General features: G+C 69.4%; 11 protein-coding genes. 6 read left to right on the forward strand and 5 right to left on the reverse strand.

Annotated features, from left to right (window positions below; genetic code table 11):
- Window positions 1-170: 170 nt before the first annotated feature.
- The 4 genes from ftsR to ACZ6SF_RS07320 form a co-directional block, all read right to left on the reverse strand.
- Complete coding sequence (ftsR, locus tag ACZ6SF_RS07305) at window positions 171-971, reverse strand: transcriptional regulator FtsR (protein WP_466061090.1); 801 nt, start codon at window positions 969-971, stop codon at window positions 171-173.
- Between the two features lie 62 nt (window positions 972-1033).
- On the reverse strand, window positions 1034-1519 hold the full coding sequence (gene odhI, locus ACZ6SF_RS07310; RefSeq protein WP_030520553.1) for an oxoglutarate dehydrogenase inhibitor Odhl: 486 nt from the start codon (window positions 1517-1519) through the stop codon (window positions 1034-1036).
- Window positions 1520-1668: 149 nt separating this feature from the next.
- Complete coding sequence (gcvH, locus tag ACZ6SF_RS07315) at window positions 1669-2067, reverse strand: glycine cleavage system protein GcvH (protein ID WP_466061091.1); 399 nt, start codon at window positions 2065-2067, stop codon at window positions 1669-1671.
- A 43-nt stretch (window positions 2068-2110) separates the two neighbouring features.
- Window positions 2111-2815, reverse strand: coding sequence for a CDP-alcohol phosphatidyltransferase family protein (locus tag ACZ6SF_RS07320; RefSeq protein WP_466061092.1), 705 nt, complete (start codon window positions 2813-2815; stop codon window positions 2111-2113).
- Between the two features lie 116 nt (window positions 2816-2931).
- On the opposite strand from ACZ6SF_RS07320, the gene ACZ6SF_RS07325 reads away from it, so the two are divergent.
- The 4 genes from ACZ6SF_RS07325 (at window position 2932) to ACZ6SF_RS07340 (ending at window position 7918) form a co-directional block, all read left to right on the forward strand.
- A complete protein-coding gene (locus tag ACZ6SF_RS07325) occupies window positions 2932-4614 on the forward strand; it encodes a GMC oxidoreductase (protein WP_466061093.1) in 1683 nt (560 codons plus the stop codon).
- Between the two features lie 73 nt (window positions 4615-4687).
- Window positions 4688-6094 (forward strand): DUF2252 domain-containing protein, encoded by a 1407-nt coding sequence (locus tag ACZ6SF_RS07330; protein WP_466061094.1) that lies wholly within the window; start codon window positions 4688-4690, stop codon window positions 6092-6094.
- Between the two features lie 84 nt (window positions 6095-6178).
- On the forward strand, window positions 6179-7069 hold the full coding sequence (locus tag ACZ6SF_RS07335; protein WP_466061095.1) for an NERD domain-containing protein: 891 nt from the start codon (window positions 6179-6181) through the stop codon (window positions 7067-7069).
- Window positions 7070-7135: 66 nt separating this feature from the next.
- Window positions 7136-7918, forward strand: coding sequence for a phosphatase PAP2 family protein (locus ACZ6SF_RS07340; protein WP_466061096.1), 783 nt, complete (start codon window positions 7136-7138; stop codon window positions 7916-7918).
- Window positions 7919-7955: 37 nt separating this feature from the next.
- Here ACZ6SF_RS07340 and ACZ6SF_RS07345 read toward each other — a convergent pair whose 3' ends face one another.
- Window positions 7956-9887 carry an acyl-CoA dehydrogenase family protein gene (locus ACZ6SF_RS07345; RefSeq protein WP_466061097.1) on the reverse strand — a complete coding sequence of 644 codons (1932 nt, stop codon included), beginning with the start codon at window positions 9885-9887 and terminating at the stop codon, window positions 7956-7958.
- A gap of 227 nt (window positions 9888-10114) precedes the next feature.
- On the opposite strand from ACZ6SF_RS07345, the gene ACZ6SF_RS07350 reads away from it, so the two are divergent.
- Window positions 10115-12106, forward strand: a complete 1992-nt coding sequence (locus ACZ6SF_RS07350; RefSeq protein ID WP_466061098.1) for a threonine/serine exporter family protein — start codon at window positions 10115-10117, stop codon at window positions 12104-12106.
- Between the two features lie 179 nt (window positions 12107-12285).
- The gene (locus tag ACZ6SF_RS07355; RefSeq protein WP_466061099.1) at window positions 12286-12972 is read left to right on the forward strand and encodes a biliverdin-producing heme oxygenase; all 687 of its coding nucleotides are present in this window, start codon (window positions 12286-12288) and stop codon (window positions 12970-12972) included.
- Window positions 12973-13034: the final 62 nt, after the last annotated feature.

Consider the following 13034-nt stretch of genomic DNA (forward strand, 5'->3'; position numbering starts at 1 on the left):
CCTCGCCGATACTGGACCCGCCGTACTACGAGTCTAGGCGAACTTCCGGCGCCGCCGCGATCGCTGCGGAACACCGGAATCGGTGTGTTGCCACGGACGTAGCATGCGATGCCTCCACCCCAGGTCAGCGCCGATCCGGCGCGATCACCGACGGGGCGGCGGCCCGCCGGTCAGCCGCCGAGGGAATTGCGCACCGAGGCCTTCACCAGGCTCGCGTGCAGGGTGAGCGACAGCGCAGCGAGTTCACGCACCGTCTCCTCCGCCCGCGCCCGGGCCCCGGCATCGCGGCTCTTGGCTATCGGTGCGGCGATCTGGGCCACCAGCGCCGCCTCCCGGTCGGCGGCGAGTTTGAAGGCTCGCAGATGCCGGGCCTCCAAACCGAATTCGGCCATCGCCTTCGCCGTGGTCGCCAAGGTGACGGCGTCGGCGTCGAAGAATCCCGCGGGCCCGGGTGTGATCAGATTCGCACGGATCAGATCGGTGAGGAACTTCTCGTCGATCCCGGCCCGGTCGAGCAGATCCGCACGCGTCACCCGGATCTCGTGATCGAATTCGAACTCGTCCGCGGAGACACGGCCCGGCGGCACCCCGAGCCGGCGCGGCGGGCGCGGCCCGGTATCCGCACCGCCCCCGGCGGGCTCCGGTTCCGGCGGTACCGCCCGGGCCCGGGCGCGGGCTTCGCGCACCCCGAGCGTGGCCGCTCCGCTGTCGATCGCCTCGAGTTGCTCCTTGATCACCTTCAGCGGCAGGTACTGGTCGCGCTGGGCGGTGAGGACGAACCGCAGACGTTCACAGTCGGCGACCGAGAACCGGCGATAACCGGAAGGAGTGCGTTCGGGCCGGATCAGGCCCTCCGCTTCGAGGAAACGGATCTTGGAAATGGTGATATCAGGAAAATCCGGTCGCAGCAGATCGAGCACGGAGCCGATCGACATACCTCCGTGCGCCCACTGCTGCGCCGCGCCTGTCATGACCTCGAGTCTTTCACGCCGAAGCGCCGATCACCCGGACCGGCGCACCGATCATCACCTGTTCACAGACTGCCCGCACCGGCCGCGGAACCGGCCTCCTGGGTGCGCGGGCCGGTGAGGAAGACCAGCCGGAACTTGCCGATCTGGACCTCGTCGCCGTTCTGCAGTTCCGAGGAGTCCACCGGCTCCCGGTTGACGTAGGTGCCGTTGAGGCTGCCCACATCGACGACCTGGAACGAATCCTCGTCCTGCCGGAATTCGGCATGGCGGCGGCTGACGGTGACATCGTCGAGAAAGATATCGCTGTCGGGATGGCGGCCCGCCGACGTGGTGGGCTGATCCAGCAGGAACCGCGAACCCGCGTTCGGACCGCGCTTGACGACCAGCAGCGCCGCGCCGACCGGAAGACCCTCAACACCCTGCACCGGCTGTTCGCCGGTCGGCTCGCCGGAGCGCGATGCGTCGACCTCGTTCAGGAAATCCGCGCGGAAGACCGACGTCGTCTCGGCCGCGGTCTCCCCGTAACCCGGGTCTTTGTTCTCGCTCACCGTTTCTCTCCTCCTCGAACCTCATAAACCATGCAGGCAGGTGCCGCGTGCGACGTGGCTCGGTGGCCCCGACTCCGGGCGGCACATCCGTTGGCATTGACCGTACCCTGCCGGGCCTCGCCCGTGCAGGTAGAACCGGGAAGGCTGGATCAGCCCCCGATAACTCCTTGATAACCTGCGGCGTCGAGTAGTTCACCCAGACTCGATTCCAGTGCGGACGCGTCGTCCACCTCGAGTTCGAACAACCACCCGTCACCGTAGGGATCGGTATTCAGCGTTTCCGGCGTCGCCTCCAATTCCTGATTCACCGCAACGATTTTCGCGCGCAGTGGAGCGTAGATATCGGAAACGCTCTTGGTCGATTCGACCTCTGCGATGCTGTCCCCGGCGGCGACATCGGCGCCGGTTTCGGGCAGCTGCACGAACACGACGTCACCGAGTTGCGACTGGGCGTAATCGGTGATCCCGACCCGGACCCGGGTGGGCTCGATACGACGCACCCATTCGTGTTCCGCGGTGTAACGCAGATCCTCCGGAGCCCGGTTCACGTGGTGTCCTTTCCTCGTGTCGTCGTGCACGATGCCCGCAACTCTATGCGAGCCCGTCGTGATCCGCCGCGCCGGTCTCCCGGCCCGGGGAACCGTGCGAATCTCCCCCGGTAGGGGGTATCGCCCGCGCGACCGCGACGGCCCGGCCGAGATACAGCAGCCCGGTCCAGATGTAGACCGCCGTGCCCCAGATCAGCAGTGCCCCACCGAAGGCCCGGCCGAAACCGTCTCCCACCCAGTCCATCTCTCCGGCCAGCAGCCACGGCAGCGCCGACATCAGGGCGAAGGTGGCGGCCTTTCCGAGGTAGATGACCTCGGGGGGGTCGAGATCGCGGCGGCGGTAGACCCGCAGCGTGAGACTCAGCACCAGATCGCGGCCGATCAGCAGCGCCGCCACCCACCAGGGGATCAGACCCCGGACCACGAAGGCGGCCAGCGTGGTCACGAGGTAGAGCCGGTCGACGAGCGGGTCCAGGAGCGCGCCGAGCCGCGAGGATTGGTCCAGCAGCCGCGCGAGTTTGCCGTCCAGGAAGTCGGTGACCCCGCTGAGGATCAGCAGGGTGAAGGCCCAGCCGTCGGCGTGCTCGACGAGCAGTAGCCACAGGAAGACGGGAATACCGGCCAGCCGCAGCACGCTCAGGACGTTGGGCACGGTGAGCAGGCGGTCCGACAGCACCGGCCCGGCCGCGCCCGCGCGATCCGGTTCCGATGCCGCGGTATCGGAACCGCCGGTTCCCGAATCGCTCATCACAGAGCAAGTGCTTACCGTATGGCGGCCCGCCCGCGCCAGCGCACCCCGCGTGTCATTCGATGAATGAATGAGTGTGAAAGTATCTCATCGTTGGTTCGGGTGAGAGGAACAGCATGCCGGAGTTCGACTACGACGTCGTGGTCATCGGTTCGGGATTCGGCGGCAGTGTGAGCGCGCTGCGGCTGACCGAGAAGGGATACCGGGTCGGAGTGCTGGAAGCGGGCAGGCGCTGGGATCCCGAATCGCTGCCCCGGACCAACTGGAACCTCCGGCGTTCCATCTGGGCTCCGAAACTCGGCTGCACCGGACCGCAGCAGATCAGCCTGCTCGGCACCTGCGCGGTGTTCTCCGGCGCCGGTGTCGGCGGCGGGTCCCTGATCTACGGCAACACCCTCTACGAACCCCTCGCCGACTTCTACACCGACCGCCAGTGGGCCCATATCACCGACTGGCGGGCCGAACTGGCTCCCTACTACGACCAGGCCCGGCGGATGCTCGGGGTGGCGGCCAATCCCCGGATCACCCCGGCCGACGAGGTGATCCGGGAGGTGGCCGCCGATATGGACGTGGCCGCGACCTTCCACCCGACCGAGGTCGGGGTGTTCTTCAACGAGGACGATCCCGGCGCGGAGGTCCCGGATCCGTACTTCGGCGGCGCCGGGCCCCGCCGCCGCGGCTGCGTGCACTGCGCCCGCTGCCTCACCGGATGCCCGCACAACGCCAAGAACACGACCACCACCAACTACCTCCATCTCGCCGAACAGGCCGGCGCAGCCGTACACCCGCTCACCGCCGCCACCGCGGTCCGGCCACTCCCCGGCGGGGGCTACGCCGTGGACACCGAGCGTCCCGATCGCCTGCTGCGCCGGAACCGGCGCACTTTCACCGCCGAACAGGTGGTGTTCGCCGGTGCGGCCCTGGGCACCCAGAAGCTGCTGCACCGGATGCGCGACCGGGGCGTGCTGCCCGCCCTGTCGCCGCGCCTGGGCGAGCTGACCCGCAGTAATTCCGAGGCCATCCTCGCGGTGGTGAGCCGCGCCCGGCGCGATCTCGCCGAGGGCATCGCCATCACCTCCTCGATCCATCCGGAACCGAACACCCATATAGAGGTGTGTCACTACGGGAAGGGACAGAACGCCCTGTTCCCGCTGTCGGCGCCGGTGGTCGACGGTGGGGCGTTCCGGTTCCTGCGCTTCCTGCTGGCCGCGCTCACGCACCCCGTGGTCTTCCTGCGCAGTTTCGATGCCCGCCGGGCCTCCGAACGCTCGGTGATCCTGCTGGTGATGCAATCGCTGGACAATTCCCTCACCTCGTTCCTGCGACGGGGCGGCCTGCGGACCCGGCAGGGTACGGGCGAACCCAACCCGGCCTGGATACCGCTGGCGCACGAGGTGGGCCGCCGGTTCGCGGACAAGATCGACGGCGACACCCACGGGCTCTACACCGACGTCTTCGATATCCCGGCCACCGCGCACTACATCGGCGGTTGTGTGATCGGCGAGTCCGCCGATACCGGCGTCGTGGACCCCTACCAGCGCGTCTTCGGCCATCCGGGCCTGCATATCGCCGACGGCTCGGCGGTGACCGCGAATCTGGGCGTCAATCCCTCGCTGACGATCACCGCCCAGGCCGAGCGCGCGATGGCCTTCTGGCCGAACCGGAATCAGCGGGATCCGCGACCCCCGCTCGGTACGTCCTATCGCCGCATCGCACCGGTCGCGCCCGCTCATCCGGCGGTACCGGGCACGGCCCCCGGGGCGCTGCGCCTGCCCATCGAACCGGCGCCGACGCGCTGACGCCTACGGCCGCCGGTGGTCCACGGGTACACGGAAGCGCGCCGTTACCTGGGAACCTCGGTACCGTTATCAGGTGCCGAACAGTCGTATCACCCTGCGCTCGTACACTCCTGCCGAGGAGATCCTCGCCCGGGGCGAGTCGGTCCGCGCGCGTATTCCGCATTCGGCCCGCGACCGGCCGGTGCGGACCGAGGGCCGGCCGTCGGTGCTCGAGTTCATCGAGTCCTCCGGCCGCGGCCGGCTCGAGCACCTGATACCCCTGCGCATCGCCCGGATGGCCGCCTCACCGTTCGCGTTCTACCGGGGCGCCGCCGGATTGATGGCACACGATCTGGCGGGTAGCCCGGATACCGGTTTCCTCGCTCAGCTCTGCGGTGACGCCCACGCCGCCAATTTCGGCCTGTACGGCACCTCGCGCGGCGAGATCGTGATGGATATCAACGATTTCGACGAGACCGTGGCCGGGCCCTGGGAATGGGATCTGGAACGGCTCGCGGCCAGCCTGGTGCTGGCGGGCCGCGTGGGCGGCGCGGACGAGGAGGAATGCCGGACCGCCGCGGCCGACGCCGTCCGCACCTATCGCCGCGCCGTCGGGGTACTCGCCGAACGGCCGTTCCTGAAATCCTGGTCGGCGCTGGCCGACGAATCCATCCTCGACCGCGTCGAGGCCGATGATCTGCTGGACAACTTCAAGAAGGCCGCCAAGAAGGCCCGCAAGAATGACAGCGAGAAGGTCGTCAAGAAGTGGACCCATCTCGACGACCACGAAACCGGTATCGAGAGTCATCATTTCGTGAGTGATCCGCCGATCCTCACCACGGTGACCCCTGAGGTCGAGGACGCCGCGATCGACGCCCTGGAACGCTACGGCGAAACCCTGCGCGAATCCCGGCAGGGTTTGCTGGCACGGTTCGCCGTGGGCGATATCGCCTTCCGGGTCGTGGGAACCGGAAGTGTCGGATTCCACAGCTATGTCGCACTGCTCCACGGCAATTCGGGTGAGGTCCTGGTTCTGCAACTCAAACAGGCGGCGCCCTCGGCGCTGGCGCCCGTCCTCGGGATCGCACCGGCCGAGCACGAGGGCCGGCGAATCGTGCAGGGCGCCAGGCTGGTCCAGACCGAGACCGATATCCTGCTCGGCTGGACGACGATGGCCGTGCCGCAACCCGGCGGCGGCAGCCGGGAACTGCCGTTCATCGTGCGCCAGTTCCGCAATCTCAAAGGCGGGATCGCGCCCGAGGAGCTGGATCCCCACGACCTCGACGACTACGGCCGCCTCGCCGGCGCGCTGCTCGCCCGCGCCCACGCCCGGTCCCTGGACCCGCGGCTGATCAGCGGATATCTCGGTGACAACGAGGATTTCGACGAGGCGGTCACCGAATTCGCCGTACGCTACGCCGACCGCACCGAGGCCGATCACGACGAACTCGTCGCGGCGGTTCGTGCCGGGAAACTTCCGAGCGAGGACCCGGACCGGTAGTTTCGACAGGGTGCGCCGCGCGACCGGCGCCGCCATCACCTCGGGTCGGACGCGGCCTCGGATCGGATGCGAAGGGCGGTCACCATGCTCGTGCAGATTCAGAACAGCACCGACAGCGTTGCCGAACGGGCCCTGGTCGATTGGCTCACCGGCTGGGACAGCGAGTCCAGCCCGCACGGGGTGGCGACGGTCAACTGCGCCCTGGTCCATCACGACGGGACGTATCGGTTCGACGCGGTGGTCTGGACGCCCACCAGCTGCGTGGTCATCGATGTCGCCGGGCTGCGTTCCGAACGCGGCGGCACCCTGCAGGTGCCGCTCACCGGGGAGTGGACGCTGAACGGGGTCCGGGCCGAACTGGTGGCCGAGGACGACCGGTCCCTGCTCGAACGGTCCCGTGAACACACCTTCGCCCTGCAGAGCTGGCTGGCCGCACGCGGACTCGGCCAGCGCGCCGTGCACGGTGTCGCGCTGATCGTGCCGCTGCAGCGCGCGCCGATCCACATCGATCAGAAGGTGCACGATCCGAGCTTCGATGTGATCCTCGGCGACGACGGCGATCGCCTGCGCCACTACTTCGGGGTGCTCGCCGAACGTGAATCACACCGGTGGACCGCCAACGATGTGGCGGTGGCGTTCCGCGGCATGGGAATGCTGCCGTATCTACCCGCACCGCAGCGGCTGCTCGAGGAAGGGTTCCTGGGACCCATCGATGTGACCCTGTGGCACGGTGGCCCCGCCCAGGCCGAGGCCGAGCAGTACGCCGAGGACCTGGCCCTCGCCGAACGCGATCTGGCGGGGCGGCGCTTCCGCGCACCGTGGTACAGCCCGTGGCGGCTCTACCCCCGGGAAGTCGGCGATATCGATTTCGGCCGGGCGGTCATGCGGGCGGCCTTCGCGCTCGGCATGTTCGTCGCGGTGGCCTGGATGATCTGGTTCGTACTCGCCGCCTTCCTCTCCTATGGTCCCGGCTGAGCCCGGTCGCGCCGGATCGGTCACACGACCTGTCCACCGCGCGTGGGCGATGGTTGGGGTCGGCCGGTGAGCATCGCACCCGGTACGCCGGATCCGCTGCCCGCGGACCGGTCCACCGGACCTTCCCGCTGCCCGGGCGGCGGCCGCCCGGATCCGCGGCACCGCTCCCGTGCGCAGCACTCCGGATCGGCCGGACGCCCGGCCGATCCACCGCGAGCTCATCCGCGCGGCCACACGGGCGGGTCACCGGGCACCCCGGCAACCGTCGCGGTGACGGCGGCCGGCGCTGCCGCGACGGCGGCGATTCCGCTGACCTTCCCGCCCGGTGGCGGCCCGACCACGTTCGACCTGGCGGTCAGCGGGCGCATCCACCCCCGCCTGGACTCCCGGCCCTGGCTGGCCGAGGTCCTGGCGCTGGCGAGCAGTACCGGGGTGGTGCTCGCGCTGCTGTGCGCGGCGGTCGCCCTGTTCGCCTGGCAGCGCAAGTGGTGGGAGGCGGCGACCGTGGTGCTGGTGCCCGAGATCGCGGTGGCGATCAACACCTGGGCCCTGAAACCCGGGTGGAGCCGGCCACTGCACGACTATCTGGCCTATCCCAGCGGCCATACCGTGCATCTGGTGTCGCTGGTGACGACCGTGGTGCTGCTGTTGCGTTCGGTCCGGGCGCGCCTGGTGACCGTGGCGCTCGCCAGCCTCGCCCTGGGAGTGGGCGCGGTGGGCATGATCGCCCTCGACTACCACGAGGCCACCGATATCGCCGGCGGCGCGGCGGCGGGCGTCGCACTCGCCGCCGCGCTGTTCTGGGCCACGGTCCGCGCCCGCCGGGCCATCGGAGACCGCCCCCGCTGACCGGCGCCGGCCCCGGCCCCGGCCCGCCGGGATGCCCCTACTGCCGCTCGTACACGCTGGCGTCGTCGAGCATCGCCGCGTTCAGCAACGATTCGGGCACCCCCAGCGCCTCGATCAGGGTGGGCGCCTCCGGGCGGAGCCGGTCGACCAGCTCGTTCACTCCGCGGCGCACCGCCTTGGCGCGCTCCACCGAGATGAACCGGTGCATGATGTACCAGGCGGAATTCTCCTCCAGCAGCGAGTACACGAACAGATCGCAGACCGTTTCCGCGAGCGTGCGCGCCTGCTCGTCCTCGATATCGGCGATCCCCTCGATGAACGCCTCCAGCACCAGCCGGTCGATATGGGCCGCACCGGCGGCCAGGATATGGTCCTGCGCGTTGTTGAACGCCTCGAACGGGCCGGTCTCCTCGGCCCGCGCCCGCAACCGGTGCGCGGCGGTACGGGTCAGGTAGTCCTCGCGGTCGGCGAACAACTGCAGCTGGGTGGCCCGTTTGCCGAGATCGCCCTCGTCGACCGTTTCCCCGCTGCGATCACGCAGGGTCTGGATCAGCTGGCGCACACCCGAACGTTTGCGCACCACGTCCCCGGCCATGGTGGCCGCGAAACGCACCCAGCCCAGCGCGTCGAGATCGCGCACCTCGTCGGCGTAGGCGGTGAGGATCTCCTTCGCCACCAGCTGGGTGAGCACGACGTTGTCGCCCTCGAAGGTGGTGAACACATCGGTATCGGCCTTCAACGTGACCAGCCGGTTCTCCGTCAGATACCCGGCGCCGCCGCAGGCCTCGCGGCATTCCTGGATGGCACGGGTGGCGTGCCGGGTCTGAGCCACCTTCAGGCCCGCGGCGCGTTTCTCCAGCGCGCGCTGGGCGTTCGGGTCGAGGTCCTGACCGGTCTGCACCAGGTGCATCCGGCGGACCAGGTCGTTCTGCGCGAAGGCCAGCGCGTAGGAGCGGGCCAGCAGGGGCAGCAGCCGCCGCTGGTGCATCCGGTAGTCGAGCAGCAGGGTTTCGCCGCCGTCGTCCGGATTACCGAACTGGCGGCGTTTCAGCGAGTACCGCAGTGCGATGGCGAGCGCGACGCGGGCCCCGGCGGCCGCCGCGCCGCCCACGCTGACGCGGCCGCGGACCAGGGTCCCGAGAGTGGTGAAGAACCGCCGGCTCGGATTGTCGATCTCGGAGTGGTAGGTGCCGTCCGGGTCTACATCGGCGTAGCGGTTGAGCAGGTTCTCTCGCGGTATCCGGACGTGGTCGAACACGATCCGGCCGTTGTCCACGCCCGGGAGTCCGCCCTTACGACCGCAGTCGGAGGTGGTGACGCCGGGCAGATCGTTACCGGCGTCGTCGCGGATCGGCACCAGCAGGCAGTGCACGCCGTGTTCGCCCGCGGGGGTGTGCAGCTGCGCGAACACCGCCGCCATCCGGGCGTGTTCGGCCGCGCCGCCGATGTAGTCCTTGCGCGCCGACGGCGTGGGCGTGTGGACGACGAACTCCTCGGTCGCCGGATCGTAGGTGGCAGTGGTCTCCAGATTGGCGACATCGCTGCCGTGCCCGGATTCGGTCATGGCGAAACAGCCGAGCAGATCCAGCCCGATGAGGCGACGGATGTAGTCGGCATGGCGCTCGGTGCCGAGGTTCTCCACGGCGCCGCCGAACAGGCCCCACTGCACGCCCGCCTTCACCCACAGCGACAGATCCGCGTAGGCCAGCATCTCCAGGCCCACCACGGCCGCGCCCGGCTCCCCCGTGCCACCGTGCTCGCGGCGGAACCCGGTTTCGGCCAGCCCGAGGTCGGCGATGGCCTGCATCTGGTCCAGCACCCGGGCGCGGGCGGCGGGGAGGTCCAGGTCGGGATCGCCCAGGAACCGGTCGTCGGCCAGATCGTTGCGGGCCTTCTCCCGGACATCGCCCCACGGCCCGTCGAGTGCCTGCCGTAACTGTTGCGCTGTCGCAGTGCTACCGGTGCTCATACCTCCGACCCTAACCGCGGGTTCCGGCCTCGGGGGTCCATGAACACGCGAGGTGTAACACACACCGCGGCGGATCCGACGCCTCCGATGACGGCCCAGGTCAGCACACCGATCGGGCCGCTTTCTCCATTCGAAATGTCAAATAAACACGTACGTAACAAACATCACAATTCCAACACCCGGTTTCCGGTGGGCAAGAGGGCCTCACGGCCACTACCTTCGCGGCTATGGCTGCGCAAGGAACCTTGGAAGGAGTGACCTCCACACCCCCGATCTCCGCGGACTCGTCGAGTTACGCCGAACGCCGGCGTACCCCGCTCCGCCTCCCCGTCATCACCGGCGCCATCAGCAAACTGGTGGCCGACCGCCCCGCTACCGCCGACACGATCGTCTCCGCACCGACGCCGCTGCAGCCCATCGATCTGTCCGACGACGCCGCGGTGGCCGAGGTGCTCGACCTGGCGGTGCGCATGGGCGAAGTGGTCCTGGCATCGGGCTCGGCCGTCACCGACACCCAGACGACGGTGCGGTTCATCGCCGCCACCTACGGGTTGTCCGCGTGCGATGTCGAGGTCACCTACAACTCGATTCGTATCTACGTGCATCGCGGTCCGCGGCTGCCACCGGCGAGTTCGATGCGAGTGGTCCAGTACCGCTCGCTGGACTTCACGCGGCTGGCGGCGGTGGACCGGCTCACCCGCCGGATCCGGCTCGAGGTGGTGCCGCCACAGGAGGCGCGGACCGCGCTGGACGCGATCACCACCGCTCCGCACCCCTACAACCGCTGGACCGCCACCTTCGCCTGGTCGCTGATGGCCGCGGCCATCGCCCTGCTGCTCGGTGGCGGAATCCTCGTGACGGCACTCAGTTTCATCACCACGGCGGTGATCGACCGGACCAACCGCGCCCTCAACCGCCACGGTCTGCCGTTCTTCTTCCAGCATCTGGTGGGTGGCGCGATCGCGGCGATACCGGCGGTCGTCCTGGCGGTGGTCTCCGAACCGCTGGGTATCTCGGTCAGTCCGACGCTGATCATCGCGGCGGGTATCACGGTGCTGCTCAGCGGGCTGAGCCTGGTGGGTTCGGTACAGGACGCCATCACCGGCGCGCCGATCACCGCGGCCGCCCGCATGCTCGAACTGCTCATGATGACCGGCGGGATCATCGCCGGTATCGCCCTGACCCTGCGGGTGGGCGAGATGTTCGACGCGACCGTCCCGCTGGATCTCGGTCCCGGGCACGCGCTGTCCAACCTGCCGGTGCAGGTGCTGGCCGGCGCGGTGGCGGCCATGGCCTTCTGCCTGGCCTGCTACGCGGAGAAGCGCGCGCTGGCCGCCGCCGCCGCGAGCGGCGCGATGGGCGCCATCTGCTATCTGATGGTCATGCAGGCCGGTTTCGGCCCGGTGATCGCCGCCGGCGCGGCCGCTGTGGTGATCGGTTCGGTCGGCGGTTTGTTCGCCCGGCGCACGATGACCCCGCCGCTGGTCGTGGCGCTGGCCGGTATCACCCCGCTGCTCCCCGGCCTCAGCGTCTACCGCGGTCTCTACGGCATGCTCAACGACGATCTGACCCGCGGCGCGGATCAGCTGCTGGCGGCCTTCGGTATCGGCTGCGCGCTGGCCGGAGGTGTCACCCTCGGTGAATGGTTCGACCGGACGGTGCGCCGCCCCCCGATCCTGCGCAAGTTCGGCGCGCTGCGCCGTCCGGTGGTCCAGCGCAAACGCCTGCCCACGGTGAACCTGGGCAAACGAGTGAATCTGGGCAAGCGCCGCCCGATCGCGCTGCCGCGCCACGCCCCGGTGCCCGCGCTCACCCGGGTGGCGGCGAGCGAGGCCCCGCTGGATCTGCCGGTAGGTTTCCCGGCCGCCGGGCAGCTGCCACAGGTGTCCCGTCCGGTGGCGCGGGGTACCGCGCCGGTGCCCGCGTTCGATCGCGGTGTCTGGACCCGCGAGCTGGACCCGGCACCGCTCAGCGCGGTGGTGTCGGCGGAACCGCCGGCGCAGCTCGACGCGGCACCGGTGGCGACGCCCACGGAGATACCGGTGATCCCGGTGCTGCCACCGCATCCGGTGGAGCCGATCGGGATCGGCGAGGACATCGCGCCCACCCAGGCGATGCCGCTCGCGCTCACCCCCGAGCCGGTGGGGGTGGGCGCCGTCGAGTCGCGCCTGGCCCCCACCGAGCCGCTGCCCGCGGCACCGCGTCCCGACGCACAGTGACACCGCGTCCCGACGCACAGTGACACCGCGTCCCGACGCAGAGTGACACCGCGGCAGGGACCCCATCGACGGGGTCCCTGCCGGTATGGTCGGATTGGCGACCGCCGGTGTCGTGCGACCACCGGGTCCCGAATGCGGTCACGGGCGTGACCCGCACCGTTCGTAGGAAGGTTCGTTCGATGCCGGATACCACAGAGACCCTCGATCCGGCCGCGGCCCCGTTCTCCACCCGGATGCGGGAGGCCACCGCCCGCGAACACGAAGAGGCCGAGAACTCGACGTTCATCGGCGAAATGCTCGACGGTTCGCTCGGGATCGAATCCTTCCGGTGCTACACCGGACAGCTCTGGTTCATCTACCGGGCCCTCGAGGCCCATAGCGAGGCCCTCGCCGCCGATCCGGTGGCGGGGCCGTTCATCAAACCGGAATTGGCCCGCACCGCCGAATTGGAACGCGATCTGACCGCTCTCGCCGGCCCGGGCTGGCGCGACGATCTGACTCCGCTGCCCGCGACCGCCGCCTACGCGGCCCGCATCGACGAATGCGCCCGGGAGTGGCCCGGCGGCTTCGTCGCCCACCACTACACCCGCTATCTCGGTGACCTCTCCGGCGGGCAGGTCATTCGCGGTAGTGCCGAGAAACTCTGGGATCTGCCGCACCGCGGTGACGGCGTCCGGTTCTATGTTTTCGAGCGGATCGGCAATCCCGCGGCGTTCAAACGGGAGTATCGCGCCCTGCTCGATCGGATCGACGTCGACGAACTCGAGCAGCGCCGCATCCTGGACGAGGGAAAGCGCGCCTTCGTCCTCAACCGCGCGCTGTTCACCGAGCTGGGTGCCGAATTCCCGACCCGTCGCCATAGCTGAATCCGTATTGGGCGTTCGTCCAGTCTGATACATTCCCGCCGGTAGCCACCGCGAAACGAAGG

The organism is Nocardia sp. NPDC049935 (genome assembly GCF_055586645.1).